Origin of the sequence: Streptomyces sp. NPDC000348, assembly GCF_042898795.1 — a bacterium.
Classification (GTDB): domain Bacteria; phylum Actinomycetota; class Actinomycetes; order Streptomycetales; family Streptomycetaceae; genus Streptomyces.
In genome coordinates this window covers 38,464-59,354 of sequence record NZ_JBIAZD010000021.1, presented here as the reverse complement: position 1 = coordinate 59,354, position 20,891 = coordinate 38,464, and the positions used below count along the sequence as shown (strand labels likewise).

Sequence of the window (20,891 nt, the reverse complement as noted above, 5' to 3'; positions counted from 1 at the left end):
GCGTCAGTCGCTGCTGTTGAGGATCGAGATGAGTCGCAGGAACTCCATGTAGATCCACACCAGCGTCAGCGTGAGGCCGAAGGCGGCGAGCCAGGCCTCCTCGCGCGGGGCACCGTAGGCGATGCCGTCCTCGACCTGCTTGAAGTCCAGGGCGAGGAAGCAGGCACCGAGGATGATGCCGATGACGCCGAAGACGACGCCGAGCGCACCGCTGCGGAAGCCGAGGCCGTCACCGCCGCCGAACACCGCGAACAGCAGGTTCACGGTCATCAGCAGGATGAAGCCGAGCGCGGCCGCCATCACGAAGCCGTAGAAGCGGCGGTTGACGCGGATCCAGCCGGCCTTGTAGGCCACCAGCACACCGGCGAAGACCGCCATGGTGCCGATCACTGCCTGCATGGCCGCACCGTCGGCGATGCGGTTGTCGACGATGCTGGAGATGACGCCGAGGAAGACGCCCTCGAACGCGGCGTACGTCAGGATCAGCGCCGGCGAGGCCTTGCGCTTGAAGGACTGCACGAGCGCCAGGACCATGCCGATCAGCGCGGCGCCGATGCCGATGCCGTAGGACCGGCTGATGTTGGCGTCGTCGACCGGCAGCAGGGCCCAGGAGAGCGCGGCGGTGACGATGAGCACGCCGAGCGTGGTGCCCGTGCGCATGACGACGTCGTCGATGGTCATCCGGCCGGTGGTGGCCGGCGCCTGCGGCGGGGCGCCGTACTGCAGGTCCTGCTGGGCGTAGGGGTTCTGGGCGTACGGGTTGCCCGTCGGCTGCGCGTACGGGTTGGCCTGCGTGGCGACAGCGGGGCCCCCGGCCTGCGGCGCGGTGTTGAAGCCCGCGTAGCCGTTGTCGCGGCCGAACCCCCGTCGCGAGAAGACCGGGTTACTGCTCCTCATTTCACTCCTCCATGGCCGCGCGGCGCGGCCTTGGCTCAAGAGTAATAGGTAGGCAAAGGAATGACCCTAATGCTTGGGGAGGATCTTTCCCTCGTTGTGCTGCGCAACACGCTACGCGGCCGGGTGATTCCCTCCACCGCGGGACACCGAACCATGACCGACCCGGTACCTCCCCGGGACCGGCCGGAGATCATCCGTCCGCCCCGGCCCGGTGCTCACGCGGTGGCCCGGCGCCTCCGGGGCGGGCCCGGGCGGCGGGACGCGCGCCGGCCGGAGGATCCGCGGGACGTGACCGCCGGGAGGGCGCCCCGTCGCGCGATCACACGGGAGCGTCCGGAACGGGGGCGTCGCACGCGCGAGGGGGCGCGGCATACGTGATGGTGCCCGGAGCCGGACTCGAACCGGCACGCCCGCATAGGGGCAGCGAGGTTTAAGCTCGCCGTGTCTGCATTCCACCATCCGGGCAGGCCGTGGGCTCCGCTTCGCGGTCCCGAGCCTATCGGTGACCCTCCCGCCGACAGCGACGGGAGGGGCCGATCTTGTCTTATTTTATTGGCGCCTGATGGTGCATCAGCACCACGGACTCGCCGTCAGCACATGCCACCAGCCTTGCGTGTGGCACTTCGTCACGCACGCGGAATGACGGAATTTCACCGCCTGAACAGGGGCGCTCCACCTGTTCCGCGCGCCCCCGGCTCAGAGGCCGCCGTCATCCCCAGGTATGACACCGCGTCCGGTGGTCCCTCCCGAGTCGCCCCCCGGAACCGGAGCAGCGGGTGACTACACGGCGGCGAAGCGGCGGAACGATGGACGGCGTCCCCCGAGAGCACGCCGTCCCGACAGGAGCGCCATCCCGTGACCACCGCATCCCTCGCCGACCGGACCACCACCGCGGCCGCGCGCGCCACGGAGCTTTCGAAGATCTACGGCCAGGGCGAGACCCGGGTGGTCGCCCTGGACCGGGTCTCCGTCGCCTTCCAGCAGGCCGAGTTCACCGCGATCATGGGCCCCTCCGGCTCCGGCAAGTCCACGCTGATGCACTGCGTGGCCGGCCTGGACACCTTCTCCTCCGGTTCCGTGCGCATCGGCGAGACCGAGCTGGGCTCGCTGAAGGACAAGCAGCTGACCAGGCTGCGCCGGGACAAGATCGGCTTCATCTTCCAGGCGTTCAACCTGCTCCCGACGCTGTCCGCGCTGGAGAACATCACCCTCCCGATGGACATCGCGGGCCGCAGGCCGGACAAGGAGTGGCTGGACACCGTGATCCGGATGGTCGGCCTGGCGGACCGGCTGGGCCACCGGCCCTCACAGCTGTCCGGCGGACAGCAGCAGCGGGTCGCCGTGGCGCGGGCGCTGGCCTCCCGGCCCGAGATCATCTTCGGCGACGAGCCGACCGGGAACCTCGACTCCCGTTCCGGCGCCGAGGTGCTGGGCTTCCTGCGCAACTCCGTGCGCGAACTGGGACAGACCGTGGTCATGGTGACGCACGATCCGGTCGCCGCCGCCTACGCGGACCGGGTGGTCTTCCTCGCGGACGGCCGGATCGTGGACGAGGCGCACGGGCCGACGGCCGACTCGGTGCTCGACCGCATGCGGAATCTTCCTGGGGGGTCCCCCCGGACCCCCGGGTCCGACGCCAAGGGCCGCACCAGCTGACGCCCCCGCCCGTCCCCTCCTCAGCCCGCCCCCTCCTCCGTACGTCTGGAACCGAGAAGACTTCCATGTTCCGTACCGCCTTGCGCAACGTGTCCGCGCACAAGGCCAGGCTCCTGATGACCGTGCTCGCCGTGATGCTCGGCGTGGCCTTCGTGTCGGGGACCCTGGTCTTCACCAACAGCCTCTCCGACGCCCTGCAGAAGCAGTCCGCCAAGGGCTTCGACCACGTCGACGTCGCCGTCACCCCCCGGTGGAAGGAGGGCGAGGGCGACGAGGCCGGTTCCTACCACGAGCTGACCCGCGAACTGGTCGACGCCAGTGCCGCCGTGCCCGGCGCCGCGCGGGCCATCGGCACCGTCCAGGGCTTCACCGCGCTCGCCGACAAGGACGGCAAGCTGATCGGCGACGGCTTCCAGTCGCAGGGCGGCAACTACTGGGGCGCCGAGGATCCCCGGTACCCGCTGGTCAGCGGGCGTGCGCCGAAGGGCGAGGGCGAGATCCTCATCGACTCCAGGACCGCGGAGCGGGCCGGCTACGAGGTCGGCGACACGGTGCGGATGTCGGTCGACGGTCCCGTCCTGGAGCCGGTGGTCACCGGCGTCTTCACCACCGACGACGGCAACGTCGCGGCCGGCGGCAGCCTCACGCTGTTCGACACGGCGAGCGCGCAGAAGCTGCTCGGCAAGGAGGGCACCTTCGACGAGATCGCCGTCGAGGCGAAGGACGGCGTCAGCGACACCGCGCTGCGGGCCCAGCTGGAGAAGGCCCTGCCGTCCGACGCCGTGGAGACCACGACGGGTACGCGGCTCGCCGACGACCAGGCCAAGGCGATCGCCTCCTCGATGAGCGGCCTGAAGCAGGGTCTGCTGGTGTTCGCCGGGATCTCGCTGTTCGTCGGTACGTTCATCATCGCCAACACCTTCACCATGCTGGTCGCCCAGCGCACCAAGGAGCTGGCCCTGATGCGCGCGGTCGGCGCCTCCCGGCGCCAGGTCACGCGGTCGGTGCTGATCGAGGCGTTCGTGGTCGGCACGGTCGCCGCCGTCGCCGGACTCGTCGCCGGTGTCGGCATCGGCGCGGGGCTGCGCTCCCTGATGGGGACGCTGGACGCGCCCATGCCCGACGGGCCCCTGGTGGTCAGCCCGGGCACGGTCGGCTCCGCGTTCGTGGTCGGCATCCTGGTGACCATGCTCGCCGCGTGGCTGCCCGGCCGCCGGGCCGCGAAGATCCCGCCGGTGGCGGCGATGAGCGCGATGCACGCGACGGCGACCACCAAGTCGCTGGTGCTGCGCAACACGCTGGGCGCGCTGTTCTCGGCGGCCGGTGTCGCGGTGGTCCTCGCGGCCACGACGATGGACGGGTCCGACGGCCAGGTCCCCATGGGGATCGGCGCCGTGCTGCTGATCATCGGCGTCTTCGTCCTGACCCCGCTGCTGTCCCGCCCGCTGATCGCCGCCGCGGCCCCGGTGCTGCGCGTCTTCGGGGTCTCCGGCAAGCTGGCCCGGCAGAACTCGGTGCGCAACCCGCGCCGCACCGCCGCCACCGCGTCCGCGCTGATGATCGGGCTCACCCTGATCACCGGTATGACGGTGATGGCCGGCAGCCTGCAGAAGTCCATCGACAAGATGGCGGCCTCCGCGATCGAGGCGGACTACATGGTGTCCATGGTGAACGGGCGCCCGCTGTCGCCGGACGTCGAGAAGGAGCTGAAGCGGGCCGACGGCGTCACCGCCACCAGCCCGATGCGCAACGCGTACGCCAGCGTCGACGGCCAGGACGAGTACCTGACCGGCGTGAACGGCGCCACGATCGGCGAGCTGACCGACTTCCCGATGGCGCAGGGCGCCTTCGAGATCGGCGCCACGCGGGCCGTCGTGGACGAGGACACCGCGAAGTCGTACGGCTGGAAGACCGGTTCGGCCTTCACCCTCGTCCGCGAGGACGGCGCGAAGCGGAAGCTCACGGTCTCCGGTGTCTACCAGGCCAACGAGCTGGTGCGCGGCATCCTGGTCGACACCGCGGCCCTCGACTCGCACGAGTCGGAACCGGCCGACATGATGGTCATGGTGAAGACCGCCGACGGTACGTCCGACGCGATGAAGGAGGCGCTGGAGAAGGCCCTCGGCGCCAACCCGGTGATCACGGTCCAGGACAAGCAGGACCTCTCCAACGAGATCGCGAAGATGTTCACCCTGATCCTGAACATGGTCTACGGCCTGCTGGCGATGGCGGTGATCGTGGCGGTCCTCGGCGTCGTCAACACCCTGGCGATGTCGGTGTTCGAACGGTCCCAGGAGATCGGCATGCTGCGGGCGATCGGCCTGGACCGCAAGGGCGTCAAGCGGATGGTCCGGCTGGAGTCCCTGGTGATCTCGCTGTTCGGCGCGGTGCTGGGCCTGGGGCTGGGCGTGTTCTTCGGCTGGGCGGCCGGTGAGCTGGTGGGGTCGCGCATGGCGACGTACGAACTGGTCCTGCCATGGGGCCGGATGGGGCTCTTCCTGCTGCTGGCCGCGGTGGTGGGTGTGCTGGCCGCGCTGTGGCCGGCCCGGCGGGCGGCCCGGCTGAACATGCTGCAGGCGATCAAGGCCGAGTAGCCGGGCAGGAGCCACGGCTGTGGCTGAGGCGCGGGCCCCGTTCCGGGTGGAGCGGGGCCCGTCGTCGTGTGCGGGCCCGGTTCCGGGCACGAGCCGGTTCCGGGCACGAGCCGGTTCCGGGCACGAGTGCGCAGGGCGGGTGGGCGTACTCCCGTCGGGTCCTCGGGAACGCCGAAGGGGCCGCCCGCACCACGGATGGCGGGCGGCCCCTTCAGTGGGTGACCGGAGGTCAGGAGGCCTTGGCCTCGGTCTTCTTCGGTTCCTGCTGGGCGGCCGCCGGCGCCGGCTTCGCCGCCTCGTAGAACTCCTCGCGCGGGGACTCGATCGCGCCCAGGGACACGACCTCGCGCTTGAGGAACATGCCGAGGGTCCAGTCGGCGAAGACGCGGATCTTGCGGTTCCAGGTCGGCATCGCCATGCCGTGGTAGCCACGGTGCATGTACCAGGCGAGCCGGCCCTTGAGCTTGATCTTCATCTTGCCCATGACGATCATCGCCACGCCCTTGTGCAGGCCGAGGCCCGCCACCGCGCCCTTGTTGGCGTGGCTGTACTCCTTCTGCGGGAAGCCCCGCATGCCGGAGACCACGTTGTCGCCGAGGACCTTGGCCTGGCGCAGCGCGTGCTGGGCGTTCGGCGGGCACCAGGCGTTCTCGTTGCCGGCCTTGCGGCCCACGAGGTCCGGGACCTGGGCGTTGTCGCCCGCGGCCCAGATGTAGTCGGTGCCCTTGACCTGGAGGGTCGGCTCGGTGTCGACGTGACCGCGCGGACCCAGCGGCAGACCGAAGCGGGACAGCGCCGGGTTCGGCTTGACGCCCGCCGTCCACACGATCGTGTTGGAGTCGACCTCGAGGCCGTTCTTCAGCACCACGTGGCCGTCGACGCAGGAGTCCATCGACGTGGACAGGTAGACCTCGACGCCGCGGCCCTCGAGGTGCTCCTTGCCGTACGCGCCGAGCTTGGGGCCGACCTCGGGGAGGATCTTGTCGGCGGCGTCGACGAGGATGAAGCGCATGTCCTCGCGGGACACGTTGTTGTAGTACTTGGCGGCGTCGCGGGCCATGTCCTCGACCTCGCCGATGGTCTCCGCGCCGGCGAAGCCGCCGCCCACGAAGACGAAGGTGAGCGCCTTGCGCCGGATCTCCTCGTCCGTGGTGGAGTCGGCCTTGTCGAGCTGCTCGAGGACGTGGTTGCGCAGGCCGATGGCCTCCTCGATGCCCTTCATACCGATGCCCTGCTCGGCGAGGCCGGGGATCGGGAAGGTGCGGGAGACCGCGCCCATCGCGATGACCAGGTAGTCGAAGGGCAGCTCGTACGCCTCGCCGACGAGCGGGGCGACCGTGGCGACCTTGCGGTCCTGGTCGATGGTGGTGACCCGGCCGGTGAGGACCTCCGCCTTGGGAAGCACGCGTCGCAGCGGGACGACGACGTGCCGGGGGGAGATGCTGCCGGCGGCGGCTTCGGGGAGGAAGGGCTGGTAGGTCATGTACGACCGCGGGTCGACGACGGTGACGGTCGCCTCGCCGTAACGCATCTTCTTCTGGATGCGCCGAGCTGCGTACAGGCCTACGTACCCACCGCCTACTACGAGGATCCTGGGACGCTCCGTGGTGCTCATGCCATCGAGTATCCACCCGCCTCAGGGGGGTACCTCGTGCGCCCCTTCACAAGCTCCGACAGGGCCTGTGTTACCATCCCCCGCTTCTTGATCCAGATCACAGCGCGAAACGGGAACCGGCACCCCGCGCGGGACGTTGTCAATGCCGCGTGAGCTGCCTCTCCGCCCGTCAGCAGGCGGCGTGAGGCCGGTCGGCGGACCTTCGTGACGGCCTCCGACAGGACGCCCGCCACCGCCTTCTGAACGTGTTCAAATGGGTGTTGAGGGCCCGAATGGGTCAACCGAGCGCAGTTCTTCGTCCTCCCGGGACCAATTCCTTGTGAAGAACTTCACGAACTTTCCCGGCGGGGCCTCGCCGGAGGGCCCGAAAGGGCCCCCCGGACACCGCTCAAACGCCATCCCGACTGCTCAGCGGAGTGCTACCGGTCAGTAGCGAGAGGGGTCCGGGCCACGGACCAGGCGATGCCGTCGAGGATGTCGTGCTCCGAGACCACGACCTCCTCCGCACCGGTCCGCTCCATGATCGAGAGGAGGACCAGGGCCCCGGCACCGATCACGTCGACCCGGCCCGGGTGCATGGAGGGCACCGCCGCGCGCTCGGCGTGGGTGGAGCGCAGCAGCCACTCGGTGATCTCGCGGACGCGGTCGCGGGAGACGCGGGAGTGGTGGATGGCCCCGGAGTCGTACGCGGGGAGGTCCTGGGCGATCGCCGACACGGTGGTGACCGAGCCCGCCAGGCCGACCAGGGTGCGCGCCTCGCGCAGCGGGACCGTCTCCTCGGCCCGGTCGAGGGCGGCCTCGATGTCGGCGCGCATCGCCGCGATCTGCTCCTCGGCCGGCGGGTCCGTCACGGCCCCGTCCCGCACCAGGTGCCGCTCGGTCATCCGTACGCAGCCGACGTCCACGGAGCGGGCGGCACGGACGTGGTCGTCGCCCACGACGAACTCGGTCGAGCCGCCGCCGATGTCCACCACCAGGAACGGGCGGTGCAGGTCGGTCCGGCCCGTCAGCTCCTTGGTGGCCCCGGTGAAGGAGAACTCGGCCTCCTGGTCGCCGGTGATGACCTCGGGCTCCACACCCAGGATGTCCAGCACCCCGCGCACGAAGTCGTCGCGGTTCCCGGCGTCGCGGGAGGCCGAGGTGGCGACGAAGCGCAGGCGCCGCGCGCCGTGCTCCTCGATGACCTCCGCGTACTCGCGGCAGGCGGCGAAGGTCCGCTCCAGCGCCTCGGGCGCCAGCCGGCCCGTGCGGTCGACGTCCTGGCCGAGCCGCACGATCGTCATCCGCCGGTCCAGCTCGGTCAGTTCGCCGGTCGCGGGATCGGCGTCGGCCACCAGCAGCCGGATGGAGTTCGTACCGCAGTCGATGGCGGCCACCCGGGTCACCGGCCGTCCTCCTTCTCGGGAAGCGTCACGCAGGCGCCCTTGCGCCACCACTCCGGAAGCATCGCCAGCGCCTCGTCGCCCAGCGGGTTGACCCCGGGGCCCGCGGCCAGCGAGTGGGCGACGAGCACGTGCAGGCACTTCACGCGGTCCGGCATGCCGCCCGCGCTGGGGAAGTTCCTCAGCTCCTCGATCTCGTCGCGGCGCCGGATGTAGTCCTCGTGCGCCGCGCGGTACGCGGCCGCCAGCTCGGGGTCGGTGGCCAGCCGCTCCGTCATCTCCTTCATCACACCGCCTGCCTCCAGCGTGCCGATCGCGGAGTTCGCCCTCGGGCAGGTGAGGTAGTACAGCGTCGGGAAGGGGGTGCCGTCGGGCAGCCTCGGCGCGGTCTCCACGACGTCCGGCTGCCCGCAGGGGCAGCGGTGCGCGATGGCGCGCAGCCCGCGCGGGGGCCGCCCGAGCTGCTGCTTGAAGGCCTCGACGTCCGCGTCGGTGGGTTCGGTGCGCGGGGTCGTGGGCGGGGGCTTTTCCATGCGTGTCTTTCTGCGGTCTTCGACAGGGGGTCACTGGTCGGCGGCGTCGGCCTTGTCGACGCCGTCCCAGACGTTCGCGTACCAGGGGCGGTCGGCGGCCTCGAGATCCGTGCGGGACTGCTGCGCCGTACCCGGGTCGATGACGATGTAGCCGGTCTCGCCGGGCATGACGTAGTGCAGCCGCCGGCGGATCTCCTGCTCGGCGTACGCGTCGTCCTGCCAGCGGGCCTTCAGGTCGCGCAGCCGTTCGACCCGCCTGCGGGTCTCGTCCTGCTCCTGCTGGAGGTCGGCGATGTCCGCGCGCTGGGAGACGTACTGGCGCATGGGGTAGGCGAGGGCGACGATCAGGGAGCAGACCACCAGGGCCAGCAGCGCGGCCCGGCCGGTCAGCCGGGAGCGACGGGCCTGGCGTTTGGTCTGCGAGCGGTAGACCCGGGCCGCGGTCTGCTCACCGATCAGCCGGATCCTGGTCGCGGTGGAGAAACGGTCCCGGTCCTTGACCGCCATGTTCCGCCTCCGGTTCGCCTTCATACGTGCGTACGTCCCCGCACACGGTACGGGACCGGGTACGGGGACGTACGTGCGACGCTTCCTACGTATCAGCCCTTGAAGCGCGGGAAGGCCGAGCGGCCGGCGTACACCGCGGCGTCGTCGAGGATCTCCTCGATGCGCAGCAGCTGGTTGTACTTGGCGACGCGCTCGGAGCGGGCCGGGGCGCCGGTCTTGATCTGGCCGCAGTTGGTGGCGACGGCCAGGTCGGCGATGGTGACGTCCTCGGTCTCGCCGGAGCGGTGGGACATCATGCACTTGAAGCCGTTGCGCTGGGCCAGCTCGACGGCGTCCAGGGTCTCGGTGAGCGAGCCGATCTGGTTGACCTTGACCAGCAGGGCGTTGGCGGCGCCCTCCTCGATGCCGCGGGCCAGGCGCTCGGGGTTGGTGACGAACAGGTCGTCGCCGACGAGCTGGACCTTGTCACCGAGCTTGGCGGTGATGGTCTTCCAGCCCTCCCAGTCGTCCTCGAACAGCGGGTCCTCGATGGAGACGAGCGGGTACGCGTCGACGAGCTCGGCGTAGTACTCGGTCATCTCGGCGGCGGAGCGCTCCTTGCCCTCGAAGGTGTAGGAGCCGTCCTTGTAGAACTCGGACGCGGCGACGTCGAGCGCGAGGGCGATCTGCTCGCCGGGGGTGTAGCCGGCTTCCTTGATGGCCTCGAGGATGAGGTCGAGGGCCTCGCGGTTGGAGCCGAGGTTCGGGGCGAAGCCGCCCTCGTCGCCGAGGCCGGTGGCCAGGCCCTTGCCCTTAAGGACCTTCTTCAGGGTGTGGTAGACCTCGGCGCCCCAGCGCAGGGCCTCGGAGAAGGACTCCGCGCCGATCGGGGCGATCATGAACTCCTGGATGTCCACGTTGGAGTCGGCGTGCGAGCCGCCGTTCAGGATGTTCATCATCGGCACCGGCAGCAGGTGCGCGTTGGGGCCGCCCAGGTAGCGGAAGAGCGGGAGGTCGCTGGCCTCGGAGGCGGCGTGGGCGACGGCGAGCGAGACGCCGAGGATGGCGTTGGCGCCGAGGGAGCCCTTGTTGTCGGTGGCGTCCAGGTCGAACATCGCCTGGTCGATCAGGCGCTGCTCGGTGGCGTCGTAGCCGACGAGCTCCGGGCCGATCTGCTCGATGACGGCCAGCACGGCCTTCTCGACGCCCTTGCCCAGGTAACGGCCTGCATCGCCGTCACGGAGTTCGATGGCCTCGAAGGCGCCGGTGGAGGCGCCGGACGGGACGGCGGCACGACCCGTGCTGCCGTCGTCGAGGCCGACCTCGACCTCGACCGTGGGGTTGCCTCGGGAGTCCAGGATTTCCCGGGCTACGACGACGTCGATGGACGGCACGAGCATCTCCTTCTTGGATGTGACGCGGGTGAGCAGGACCCCGGAGGGTCGTGCGAGTCCGAGCCTAACCGGCTCCGGGCGATCGGCCATCCGGCCGCCCGTTGCGTGGACAGAACCGAGAGTAAATTGTTTCCGAACGGAACAAAGCCGTTTCCTGAAACCCGGCCGCAAAAACCCCACCCCGGTGCGTACGGGGGGAGACGCACCGGGGCGGGGAGCAGGGGGCGGCCGCTTACTTCAGGTGGAGCTGCTGGCCCGGGTAGATGAGGTCGGCGTCGTCGACGATGTCGTCGTTCAGCTCGAACAGCCCGGCCCAGCCGCCCTTGACGCCGTGCTCGGTGGCGATGGAGCTGAGGGTGTCGCCCTTGACGACCTTGTACTCGCCGTCGCCCTTCTCGACCTTCTCGCCGGTCGGGGTGGTGACGGTCTTCTCCTCCGCCCGCTCCTCGGTCTTCTGCTCGGCGGCCGGGCGCTCGGTGGAGCGGGAGGCCTTCTGCTCGGTCTCACGGGTCCCGGTGGAACCGGTGCCCTGCGAGGAGCCGGCCGAGGAGCCGCCGGAGGAGGAGCCGGTGTAGGCGGCGTTGGACAGGCCCGTGCCGCAGACCGGCCAGGCGCCCTTGCCCTGGCCCGCGAGGACCTTCTCGGCGATCTCGATCTGCTGCGCCTTGCTGGCCCGGTCGGCGGTGGAGGCGTACTGCGTGCCGCCGTACGCGGCCCAGGTGGAGGCGGAGAACTGCAGACCGCCGTAGTACCCGTTGCCGGTGTTGATGGACCAGTTGCCGCCGGACTCGCACTGGGCGACGGCGTCCCACTCGGAGGCGGTGGCGGCGGAGGCGTTGCCGGCCGCCATCAGCGGGGCGGCGACGGCGGCGGAGGCGATGCCGGCGACGGCGATCGCGCGGGTGGCCCTGGAGGAACGACGGTGCTTGCCCTTGCCGGAAAACAGCATGGATGGATCCCCTCACCGACGCCTACGAGGTGAGCTGTCGGGTTCGGGCCGGTTGAGTTGCCCGGCCACGTCCCTCACGGGACGCGGCTCCACCCCAAGCCCGATCCGGTGTCAACCACCGGAAGGGGCGCTTACCTTGGGTCCCCCGCTCCTGCCTGCGGCGCATGACGCGACGACTGTTCCCGTGCTGCCACTGGCAGGATTCGGCGTGGCGGCAGCCGGGGCCCGCGGTGGCGAGCGGTCACGACCGTAGACACGCGATCCGCGGAATTTCAAAGACGATCAGGGCTTCTGAGACCTATCTCTCACAGCCTTTAAACCGGACATTCGTCTCGAAACATGACGTCAACTGCCGCCGAACCCAGGCCCTTTCGAGCGTCACTTTTCGCCCGGTTCGACCCCGACCTCGAGCTCCTGGCCCGGCAGGATGAGGTCCGGGTCGGCGCCGACGACCTGCTCGTTCTCGGCGTAGAGCGACCGCCATCCGCCGTCGAGCTCAAGGGAGTCGGCGATGGACGAGAGGCTGTCGCCGTTGCGCACGGTGTACGAGCCGTCGGCGGCATCGCGCGAGGCGTCGGTGCCGCGCGAGGCATGCCGGCCGGACGATTCCGACGTACGGTCCTCCAGCACGCCCTCCTCGGCGCTGGAGCCGCGGTGCCGGCCGGTGCCGCCGTCTTCGGTCTCGGTGACTTCGGAAGAACCGGTGGTCTGCCCGGACTTGTCCGACTCGTCGCTCTTGGGGGTGGCCGAGACGGAGGGGGAGGTGCCGGATCCGCCGTCGGAGCCGGTGTCCGATTCCTTGCCCGAGCCGCTCGACCTGCCGGACTTGGCCGATTCACCGGCCGCGCCTTCGTCCCCCTCGGCATCCTCGGTGTTCTCGGCGTCGGACGTGGCCGACGGGGAGGGCGAAGCGGACGCGTCACCGGAGTCCGGCGATCCGGACGAGTCCGTGGAGCCGGAGGAGCCGGGCGTGCCCGAGGTCGCGTCCTCCGCCACGCCCGTGTCGATGTCGGCCGACGCCGAGTCCTGCTCGAGGCCCGCCGTCAGTCCGCAGGTGCGCCACGCGCCGACCCCCCGGTCGGCGAGGATTCTCTCGGCCACGGCTATCTGCTGGCCGCGGCTGGCCTGGTCGGCGCTGGTCGCGTAGTCCAGGCCGCCGTAGCTCTCCCAGTCGTCCTGGGTCAACTGCAGGCCGCCGTAGTAGCCGTTGCCGGTGTTCTGGCTCCACGAGCCACCGCTCTCGCATTCGGCGACCCGGTCCCAGGTCGCGCCGTCGGCCGCGCTGGCGCTGCCGGCCCCGAGGAGCGGGATCGCGATGGCGGAGCCGGTCACTCCGGCCGCGACGAGGAGAGCCGGAGCCTGGCGGGGCCGACGGTGCCGGCCGTTCCCGGAGAGCATGCGGAAACCTTTCGCGAGACAGCAATGACCGGCGCGGCGAACGGAACTCGGTGTGCCGCGCTTGATGGGTGAACGTATCGGCAGACGATCACTTGTCACAAGTTCATGCCGCGCAGATCACGTGAAGATCACAGAGTTGAGGGCGCGTCATGTTTACGCCGGTCCGCTCGGGGGCAGGGCGGGCGGCCGCCCGTTCCGTCACTTCCGCGCGGGGGTGAACTCCACCGGGAGCGTGCGCAGTCCGCGCATGATGAGCCCGCCCCGCCACCGCAGTTCGGCCGGTTCCACGGCGAGCCGCAGGTCCGGCAGGCGCGTCAGCAGGGTGGCGAGCGCGGTCCGGCCCTCCAGACGGGCCAGCGGGGCGCCCAGGCAGTAGTGGATGCCGTGGCCGTACCCCAGGTGCTGGTTGTCGCGCCGGCCGAGGTCGAGCACGTCCGGGTCGGCGAACCGCTCCGGGTCCCGGTCCGCGGCGGCGAGCACGACGAGGACGGGGTCGCCGGCCGCGATGCGCTGCCCGCCGATGGTGACCGGCTCGGTGGCGAACCGCCAGGTGGCGAGCTCCACGGGGCCGTCGTAGCGCAGGAGTTCCTCGACCCCGGTCTCCAGCAGCCCGTGCTCCCCCGCGGCGAGGGCCCGCTGCAGGCGGTCGCGCTGTCCGGGGTGGGTGAGCAGGGCGTAGGTGCCGTTGCCGATCAGGTTGACGGTGGTCTCGAAACCGGCGAACAGCAGGATGAACGCCATGGCGGCGGCCTCGTTCTCGGTGAGGTGCTCACCGTGGTCGGAGGCGCGGATGAGGCCGGAGATGAGGTCCTCGCCGGGGGCGGGTTCGGCGGGGAGCGCCTCGCGCTTGCGGTGGATCAGCTCGGCGAGGTAGCCGCGCATCTTCTTCACGGACCGGGCGACCCCGCCGCGCGGCCCGCCGCCGTGACGGATCATCATGCCCGCCCAGTCCCGGAAGTCGTCCTGGTCCTCGCGCGGGACACCGAGCAGGTCGCAGATGGCGTGGATGGGGAGGGGGAAGGCGAACTCGTGGATGAGGTCGGCGGAGCCGCTGTCCGCGAACCGGTCGATGAGCCCGTCGGTGAGCTCCTGCACCCGGGGCGCGAACTCGGCGACCCGGCGCGGGGTGAACGCCTTGCTGACCAGCCGGCGCAGCCGGGTGTGGTCCGGCGGGTCGATGTTCAGCAGATGCGTCATCAGCTCCGCCTGGCGCTCCCCGGGGATACCGGTCCTGCCCCTGGCGTGCGCGGGCTCGTCGTGGTGCGCGGGGTTCTTGGACAGCCGGTTGTCGGCGAGGGTCTGCTTGGCATCGGCGTACCGCGTGACCAGCCACGCCTCCACCCCGCTCGGCAGCCGCGTCCTGCGCACGGGCTCGTGCTCGCGCAGCCAGGCGTAGGCGGGATAGGGATCGGCGGCGAACTCCCAGCTGAACAGTTCGGGAGTGAGGGGCTGGTCATGCATGCGGCGACCCTAACGGGCGGGGACGGGGCGGCAGGGCTCGGGCGAGGGCGGCTCGGCGGGCGCGGGCGTCCGGCGGGCGCGGGCGAGGGCGGCGCGGCAGGGCTCGGGCGTCCGGCGGGCGCGGGCGCGCCGTGGGGGTTCGCGCGGTTCCCCGCGCCCCTTCAGGGGCGCGGCACCCGCACGCCTCAGCTCCCGCCCTGCCCCTCCGCGGCCCGTATCGCGTCGCGGTACACCCGCGCGGCCGCCCGCAGCGCCGCCTCCGGATCGACCCCCGCCGCCTCGGCCCGCACCGCCAGCCCCAGCAGCTCGTAACCGACCCCCTCCCCCGCCGGCAACGGCACGTCCAGCCCCGCCGTCCGCGCCCGCGACCCCAGCTTCGCCGCCAGCGCCAGTGCGGGCTGCCCGAGCGGCACCCCCTCCGTCACCGAACTGCGCCGCTTCTCCTCCGCCTTGGTCCGCAGCCAGTGCGCCTTGACGTCCTCCGGCGTGTCCGCCGTCGCCCCGCCGAAGACATGCGGATGCCGGTGGATCAGCTTGGCCACGATGCCTCCCGCCACGTCGTCGACGGAGAACGGCTCCTCCGGGTGCTCCTCGGCGATCCGCGCGTGGAAGACGACCTGGAGGAGCACGTCCCCCAGCTCCTCGCGCAGCTCGTCCCGGTCGCCCTCCTCGATGGCCTCGACGAGCTCGTACGCCTCCTCGATGCCGTACTTCGCCAGGCCCTTGTGGGTCTGCCGGGACGACCACGGGCACTCCTCGCGGATGCGGTCCATGACCTGCACGAGGTCGAGCAGCCGGGCGCCCGGCAGGTCGTAGGAGGCGGGCAGCAGCTCCAGCTCGGGCATCCTCACCCTGCCGCTCCCGGCCAGCCGTGCCAGCCCGTCGGTCAGCGCGGGTTCGCCCTCCCCCGTCGCCACGACCACCACCGTCCGCCCGCCCGCACAGGCGTCGACGATCTCCTCGGCGGTCGGTGACGCCTCCTCGACCGGTATCCCCGCCTCCCGCAGGTACGGCAGCTGCGGGTGGGCGCCGTCCGCGCACAGCACCCTGTCGGCGGCGTGCAGGGCCTGCCAGGCCGGCCAGGACAGCAGGCCGGGCGCGACGCGGTGGCTGGTGGTGAGCAGGACGACACGGCCGGGGGCGGCCTCGGAGCTCGGTGCGGGGCTGATTGCGTTCACGCTCCGAAACTAGCCCACCGCGCCGACAGCCCCCGGGTCGTCCACAGGCCGGTTGTCCACAGGCGGCCGGTCAGAGCGTCTGCGGCGCCCCGGCCGCCGTGACGTCCCGTACCCACGGCGTCCTGGCGTCGACCCGGCTGCTCTTCTCCGCGTCCCACGCGCCGTAGCGCGGGTTGAGGTCGACGCCGAGCTCCTCGCCCGCCTCGGAGAGCGCCTGCCAGAACTCGGGCCGGCCGGTGTCGGTGCCGAGTTCCTGGGCGAGCTTCTGGGCCTGGATCTGGAGGCGGAGGTTGGCGTCGAGGCGCCGCGGCGGGATGCCGTACTGCTGCAGCCAGGCCGCCTCCAGCCCCTCGGCGCCGCCGGCCTGCTGCTCCAGACCGGACCGCATCCGCTGGACCTCGCGGTCCGTGACCGTCACGCCGGCGTCCCGCGCGGCGCGCTCCAGCACCCGGTCCAGGACCATGCTGTGCAGGGTGTCGCGGGTGAGGCTGCCGGTCCGGGCGATGGCCTGCCGGTACTGGGCGTCGTCCGGTACGGCGGCCCGCTGGGCCGCGCGGACCTCGTCGACCCGGTGCTCCAGCTGCGACACGGTGATCCGCTCGCCGCCGACGACGGCTGCCGCACCGGGGTGCGCGTCGTTCCCGCAGGCGGTGAGCAGGGGCGCCGCCGCGGCGATCGCGGCGGTGAGGAGGAGCGCGGTGCGACGGCGGCGGTGCAAGGAGACCTCCTGAGGAGAGCTTGTGCGGCGGTGCACAAAGTCTTGCGGTGATCGATGGTAGGCATCGGCCAAGCTCTGGCCAACCCATTCGACCAACGATTCACGGCCACTTCCGGCACCGGCGTCCGCCCCGTCCGGCCGTACGACCCCCCTGAACGGCCTTCGCTCCCGCCGTCCCGCTATCCGCGCACCTGCCCCAGCCACTGCAGCGTCCGCCGGATGTCGGCGGCCAGCGGGTGCCCCAGCCCCTGTACGCGCTCCACGTCGTGCAGCAGCCGCGCCAGCGTGTCGTGCGCGGCGGCCCGGTCGCCGAGGGCGAGCAGCAGATGGCCGATGCGGCGGCGGACGTCATGGGCGAGCTGCGGGTCGCCGGCGGCCACGTACTGGTTCTCGTAGTACGCCAGCAGCGCCCGGTACTCGGCGAGCGCCGCCGCGGGTTCGCCGAGCTGCTCCAGGCACTGGGCGGCCTCGTAGCGGTGGCGCAGGGACTGCGGGTCGGCCTGGCCGGCCTCGGCGGCGCGTTCGTCGGCGAGGCGGCGCAGTTCGGGCAGGGCGCGCCGGTACTGGCCGTCGTCCAGGAGCGTGGCCGCGTACTGCTTGCGCAGGGTGCGCACGACCGGCGAGTGCTCGCCGTGCTGCTCGGCGGCGACGGGCAGGATCGAGCCGAGGATGTCGACGGCCTGGGTGATGCGGCCCTCGCCGAGCAGCCGTTTCACCTCGTCCACGGCGGCGGCGACGTCGGCCTTCTCCGCCACGGGCGCGGGCGGCGCGGCGGGCGCCGGCTGGGGGGCGGGTGTGCGGGCGCGGTCCGGCCAGGGGGCGTGCGGGCGCAGGAAGGGCCGGGTGGGGTCCAGGGGCGCGCCGGTGGGCGTCCCCCGCGCGGGGAGCAGCCGCGCCAGGTCCTCGTAGACCTCCTGCGCGGAGCCCGGGCGGTGCTGCGGGTCCTTGGCGAGCAGGCGCAGCACCAGCGTCTCCAGGGCCTCGGGGACCTCCGGGCGGAGCCGGCGCACGGGCACCGGCGGCTCGTACAGGTGCCGGTGCAGCACCCCGAGCGCCGTGGAGCCCGCGAACGGCACGTCGCCGCTGAGCAGCTCGTGCATCAGCACCCCGAGCGCGTACAGGTCCGTGTAGGGGCCGACCGCGCCGCCCATCGCCTGCTCGGGCGCCATGTAGGCGGGCGAGCCGATGGGCGAGCCGGTGTGCGTCAGGCGGGTGGTGTCGCTGTCCATGACGGAGGCGACACCGAGGTCGAGCACGGTGACCGTGCCGTCCTGCTTCACCATCACGTTGCGCGGCTTGAGGTCGCGGTGGACGATCGGCACGGCGTGCACGGCGCTCAGGACCGCGCACAGCTGCGCGGCCACCGCCACGGTCCACTGCCACGGGTACGGGTCGTGTTCGGCGAGGTGGTCGCCGAGGTCGGCGCCGTCGACGTACTGCATGACGAGGAACAGCTCCTCGCCCTCGCTGCCCGCGTCGTGCACGGTGACCAGGCCGGGGTGGTCGACCTGTGCGGTCACCCGGCACTCGCGCACGAAGCGGCGGCGCAGTTCGTCGGCCTCCTGGCCGGCCACCTTGTCCGGGCGCAGCAGCTTCACCGCCACGCGCCGGTCCAGCCGTTTGTCGTAGGCCGTCCAGACCTGCCCCATGCCGCCCTGTCCGATGAGCGTGGACAGTTCGTAGCGGCCGGCGACGACACGTCCCGTCGTCACGCTCACCTTCCGCCCTCGTGGTTGCCGTGCGGTCCCTGCTGCCCGTCCTGACGGCGCAGGTAGTCGCTGAGTTCGTCCAGCTCGGCGCGCACCTGGTCGATCCGGGCCGGCCCGGGGTGCTGCGGCGACTGCGGCGGCGGTACGGGGGTGTGCGGTACGGGGGTGTGCGGCACCGGGGTGTGGGGGGCCTGGGGCTGCGGCACCGGCGTGGGCGCGTACGGCGAGCCCTGCTGCGGGTAGCCGTAGGGGGCGTGGACGCCCGGGCCGTGCACCGTCGTGCCGTGGGGCGAGGGCGGCACCTGGCCCGCGTACGGGTGCGGCCGCCGGTGCAGGCGGATGTCCACGATCAGGTAGTACACGGCCGCGCTCGCGCCGAGGAGCAGGACGACGGCCAGGGCCGCGTCGGTCCGGCGGTCCGACTCCGGCAGCGCGCCGATCACCACCAGGCAGGCTATCGACAGCGGGAGGCTCACCCAGGCCACCGCCCAGTCGAGCAGCCGTCCCCGCAGGAACGCGACCCGGAACAGCGGTACGCAGGCCAGCAGGCCGCAGCAGAGGACTCCGGCGGCGGCGTACAACACGCGCTGCGTGATGACCATTGCCGCGCTGGGGGTGGGCGGCGCCGCGCCGTGGCCGTACATGACTGCTCCTGGACAGGTGTAGCCGGTGGGAACTCGGAGTCCGAGCGTATAGGCCGACGGCGACAACCGGTCCCGGGATGTACCGAACCGTTGTCGTATCGGGGCAACCCGGAAGCGCGCCGGGGCCGTTCCGCGGGCCCGGCCCCCGCGGGCTCAGCCGGGGGAGACCGTCCCGTCGGTCAGTCCGTCGTACATCCCGCGGACGAGCTGCTCGCCGAGCCGGGCCGCCCGCCCGAGCGCCCGCTCGAACTCGTCCAGGTCCCGGAAGCGGGCGCCGTAGCGCCGCTGTTCGGCCGGTGCGAGCCGGGGCAGCCGCAGCCGGCGCACGTCGAGCCGGGGGGCGGTGGACGCGTGGCCGCCGACCCGGCGGCGGCTGGCGGTGCCGCGCAGGAACCCGGCGAGGAACCACGCGTCGAGCACCTCCGGGTCGGGGCGCAGCAGCACGAGGTCGCGGCCCAGGGCGGCCCCGGCGGTCGCGTCGTCGATCACCCGCGCGACGGCGCCCCCGCCGAGCACGGGCACGACGACGTCGCCGGGTGCGGTGAGCACCGCCTCCTCCTCGCTCTGCGGGAGCGTGCCGGAGGGGCCGCTTCCGGAGCGTACGTCGTGGTCGGTGAGGACGGGCACGCGCGCGTGGCCGCCGTTCCCGCCCGTGCGCATCACCAGGGCGCCCGCGTACGCGAGTTCGCCGACGGTGGTGAGGGGCGGGCGCCCGGCGGCGGGCGGCGCGGGGTCGACGGGCGGCGGGGCGAGGCCGGCGGCCAGGCGCAGCGTCTCGCCGAGCCGTTCGCGTACGCCGGCGAGCCGGCCGGCCCCGTCCGCGGCGGCCGGGGGCGGCAGACGGCGGGCCGGGGCCAGGTCGACGTCGTCGTCGAGGAGTTCGACGACGGGCACGGAGCGGACGGGTCCCGGCCGTTCGTCGAGCCGGCCGGCCCGGTCGAAGGCGCGCCAGGCGTCGAGGACCGTCTCACGCACCCCCGGCCAGTCGGGTCCGCCGCCCCCCTCGCCGGCGAACCGCCCGGTGTCGGCGAGCAGCACCTCCGGCTGCGCCGGGGCCCGTTCGGGCCGGCGCAGCACCCACAGGTGCAGCGGGGCGCCGTACGGGGGCGCCGCGCCGGCCGGCAGCGCGACGACGGCGCGCAGCGCGCCCCGGCGCAGCAGGTCGGCCCGGATCCGGCGCCCGGAGCGGCGGGACGCGGCGGCGGGCGGCATCAGCAGCACGGCGGTGCCGCCGTCCCGCAGCCGGGCGAGCGCGTGCTGCACCCAGGCCAGCTCGGACTCGGTGCGGGCCGGGAGGCCGTACTCCCAGCGCGGGTCGTGGGCGAGTGCGTCGTGCCCCCAGTCGCGCTCGCCGAACGGCGGGTGGCACAGGACGGCGTCGGCCCGCAGCTCCGGGTGGGCGTCGGCGCGCAGGGCGTCGCCGGCGGCGATGTGCACGGGGAGGCGGGTGTGCAGGGCGAGACGGAGCGCGGTGAGGGCGGCGAGTTCGGGGGCGCCGTCCTGGCCGTACAGCCGCCGGCCGGGGCCGTGGCCGGCGGAGCGCAGCAGGGCGCCGGTGCCGCAGGCCGGGTCGAGGACGGTGCGGGCGGTGCCGGCCAGGTCGGCCATGAGACCGGCGAGGCCGGCGGGGGTGGGCGGGTGCCGGCGCGGGTGGGCGTCGAGGTGCCGGCCGAGCAGGAACTCGAAGGTGCGCCGGGCGCCGAGTTCGGCGGCGAGTTCGGCGACGGCGCGGAGGAGGGGGACGGAGGGGAGCAGGTGGGAGGCGGTGAGGGGTTCGAGGACTTTTCGGGTGGTCGGGGCGGCGGGGCTGTGAACAGTGCCGGCGGTGTTCACACGTGAGCCGTTCACCGCGCCGAGCCGTGGGGTGAGCACCTGCTCCAGCGCTCCGGGCAGCAGCGCGGCGAGCCGCTCGTCGGAGCCGGAGCTCACCTCCAGCCAGACCGGGGAGCGGTCGTGGACCAGCAGCAGGACGCAGCCGGCGTGGGTGAGGGCGGTGACCGGTCCGGCGGGGTGGCCGGCGAGCCGTCGCCGGACGCGTTCCCTCAGCGGGGCCTCGGCGAGCTTGCCGTGCCTGCGCAGCCGGCCCTCGACCTCGGCCGGCGCGAACGCGGGGCCGGTCTCCGTGCCGCCGACCGGCCCGGGGAAGTCGGTGTGCCGCCGGCGCCGGTTGCCGACGGCGGCGCGGCCGGCACCGGCCGGTCGCGCGATCCCGGCGGCGGTCGCTTCCGTCGCGTCGTCCTGCATGCCCGGCACCCCGCCCCGCTTCCCTCTGTTCCG

At 72.6% G+C, this 20,891-nt stretch carries 16 protein-coding genes, 1 tRNA gene and 1 riboswitch; of the genes, 2 read left to right on the top strand and 15 right to left on the bottom strand.

From position 1 onward, the window contains the following. Positions 1–3: 3 nt before the first annotated feature. Together ACFY3N_RS31005 and ACFY3N_RS31000 are read right to left on the bottom strand one after the other, a co-directional pair. The gene (locus tag ACFY3N_RS31005; RefSeq protein ID WP_390820107.1) at positions 4–897 is read right to left on the bottom strand and encodes a Bax inhibitor-1/YccA family protein; all 894 of its coding nucleotides are present in this window, start codon (positions 895–897) and stop codon (positions 4–6) included. Positions 898–1,275: 378 nt separating this feature from the next. Beyond that, a tRNA-Leu gene (locus ACFY3N_RS31000) sits at positions 1,276–1,362 on the bottom strand. Between the two features lie 390 nt (positions 1,363–1,752). On the opposite strand from ACFY3N_RS31000, the gene ACFY3N_RS30995 reads away from it, so the two are divergent. Continuing rightward, a complete protein-coding gene (locus tag ACFY3N_RS30995; protein WP_390820106.1) occupies positions 1,753–2,553 on the top strand; it encodes an ABC transporter ATP-binding protein in 801 nt (266 codons plus the stop codon). Between the two features lie 65 nt (positions 2,554–2,618). Beyond that, complete coding sequence (locus tag ACFY3N_RS30990; RefSeq protein ID WP_390820105.1) at positions 2,619–5,147, top strand: ABC transporter permease; 2,529 nt, start codon at positions 2,619–2,621, stop codon at positions 5,145–5,147. Between the two features lie 229 nt (positions 5,148–5,376). On the opposite strand, the gene ACFY3N_RS30985 is transcribed toward ACFY3N_RS30990, so the two are convergent. From ACFY3N_RS30985 to ACFY3N_RS30925, 13 genes are all read right to left on the bottom strand, one after another. Then, positions 5,377–6,762: an NAD(P)/FAD-dependent oxidoreductase gene (locus tag ACFY3N_RS30985; RefSeq protein ID WP_390820104.1), complete on the bottom strand. Its 1,386-nt coding sequence runs from the start codon at positions 6,760–6,762 to the stop codon at positions 5,377–5,379. A 419-nt stretch (positions 6,763–7,181) separates the two neighbouring features. Then, on the bottom strand, positions 7,182–8,147 hold the full coding sequence (locus tag ACFY3N_RS30980) for an exopolyphosphatase (protein ID WP_390820103.1): 966 nt from the start codon (positions 8,145–8,147) through the stop codon (positions 7,182–7,184). Continuing rightward, a complete protein-coding gene (locus tag ACFY3N_RS30975; RefSeq protein WP_390820102.1) occupies positions 8,144–8,677 on the bottom strand; it encodes a DUF501 domain-containing protein in 534 nt (177 codons plus the stop codon). Before ACFY3N_RS30975 ends, ACFY3N_RS30980 begins: the two co-directional genes overlap by 4 nt. Before the next feature lie 30 nt (positions 8,678–8,707). Then, on the bottom strand, positions 8,708–9,184 hold the full coding sequence (locus ACFY3N_RS30970) for a septum formation initiator family protein (RefSeq protein WP_390820101.1): 477 nt from the start codon (positions 9,182–9,184) through the stop codon (positions 8,708–8,710). 92 nt (positions 9,185–9,276) lie between these two features. Beyond that, positions 9,277–10,557 (bottom strand): phosphopyruvate hydratase, encoded by a 1,281-nt coding sequence (eno, locus tag ACFY3N_RS30965; protein WP_390820100.1) that lies wholly within the window; start codon positions 10,555–10,557, stop codon positions 9,277–9,279. Positions 10,558–10,789: 232 nt separating this feature from the next. Beyond that, a complete protein-coding gene (locus tag ACFY3N_RS30960) occupies positions 10,790–11,506 on the bottom strand; it encodes a transglycosylase family protein (RefSeq protein WP_390820099.1) in 717 nt (238 codons plus the stop codon). Positions 11,507–11,510: 4 nt separating this feature from the next. Further along, positions 11,511–11,679, bottom strand: a riboswitch (cyclic di-AMP (ydaO/yuaA leader). A 205-nt stretch (positions 11,680–11,884) separates the two neighbouring features. Further along, the gene (locus tag ACFY3N_RS30955; protein ID WP_390820098.1) at positions 11,885–12,904 is read right to left on the bottom strand and encodes a transglycosylase family protein; all 1,020 of its coding nucleotides are present in this window, start codon (positions 12,902–12,904) and stop codon (positions 11,885–11,887) included. Positions 12,905–13,102: 198 nt separating this feature from the next. Next, complete coding sequence (locus tag ACFY3N_RS30950) at positions 13,103–14,365, bottom strand: cytochrome P450 (protein ID WP_390820097.1); 1,263 nt, start codon at positions 14,363–14,365, stop codon at positions 13,103–13,105. A gap of 185 nt (positions 14,366–14,550) precedes the next feature. Then, positions 14,551–15,543 (bottom strand): nucleoside triphosphate pyrophosphohydrolase, encoded by a 993-nt coding sequence (locus ACFY3N_RS30945; protein WP_390820096.1) that lies wholly within the window; start codon positions 15,541–15,543, stop codon positions 14,551–14,553. Between the two features lie 70 nt (positions 15,544–15,613). Then, complete coding sequence (locus tag ACFY3N_RS30940; protein WP_390820095.1) at positions 15,614–16,261, bottom strand: SurA N-terminal domain-containing protein; 648 nt, start codon at positions 16,259–16,261, stop codon at positions 15,614–15,616. A gap of 179 nt (positions 16,262–16,440) precedes the next feature. Beyond that, on the bottom strand, positions 16,441–17,937 hold the full coding sequence (locus tag ACFY3N_RS30935) for a protein kinase (protein WP_390820163.1): 1,497 nt from the start codon (positions 17,935–17,937) through the stop codon (positions 16,441–16,443). Positions 17,938–17,975: 38 nt separating this feature from the next. Further along, complete coding sequence (locus tag ACFY3N_RS30930; protein ID WP_390820094.1) at positions 17,976–18,614, bottom strand: hypothetical protein; 639 nt, start codon at positions 18,612–18,614, stop codon at positions 17,976–17,978. Positions 18,615–18,767: 153 nt separating this feature from the next. Continuing rightward, positions 18,768–20,858, bottom strand: a complete 2,091-nt coding sequence (locus tag ACFY3N_RS30925; protein WP_390820093.1) for an N-6 DNA methylase — start codon at positions 20,856–20,858, stop codon at positions 18,768–18,770. Positions 20,859–20,891 lie beyond the last annotated feature (33 nt).

Bases quoted from the DNA above. Each gene is read 5' to 3' on its own strand.
- ACFY3N_RS30925 (WP_390820093.1), bottom strand. From the start codon at position 20,858: ATGCAGGACGACGCGACGGAAGCGACCGCCGCCGGGATCGCGCGACCG.
- ACFY3N_RS30955 (WP_390820098.1), bottom strand. From the start codon at position 12,904: ATGCTCTCCGGGAACGGCCGGCACCGTCGGCCCCGCCAGGCTCCGGCT.
- ACFY3N_RS30975 (WP_390820102.1), bottom strand. From the start codon at position 8,677: ATGGAAAAGCCCCCGCCCACGACCCCGCGCACCGAACCCACCGACGCG.
- ACFY3N_RS30930 (WP_390820094.1), bottom strand. From the start codon at position 18,614: ATGTACGGCCACGGCGCGGCGCCGCCCACCCCCAGCGCGGCAATGGTC.
- ACFY3N_RS30990 (WP_390820105.1), top strand. From the start codon at position 2,619: ATGTTCCGTACCGCCTTGCGCAACGTGTCCGCGCACAAGGCCAGGCTC.
- ACFY3N_RS30985 (WP_390820104.1), bottom strand. From the start codon at position 6,762: ATGAGCACCACGGAGCGTCCCAGGATCCTCGTAGTAGGCGGTGGGTAC.
- ACFY3N_RS30960 (WP_390820099.1), bottom strand. From the start codon at position 11,506: ATGCTGTTTTCCGGCAAGGGCAAGCACCGTCGTTCCTCCAGGGCCACC.
- ACFY3N_RS31005 (WP_390820107.1), bottom strand. From the start codon at position 897: ATGAGGAGCAGTAACCCGGTCTTCTCGCGACGGGGGTTCGGCCGCGAC.
- ACFY3N_RS30950 (WP_390820097.1), bottom strand. From the start codon at position 14,365: ATGCATGACCAGCCCCTCACTCCCGAACTGTTCAGCTGGGAGTTCGCC.
- ACFY3N_RS30970 (WP_390820101.1), bottom strand. From the start codon at position 9,184: ATGGCGGTCAAGGACCGGGACCGTTTCTCCACCGCGACCAGGATCCGG.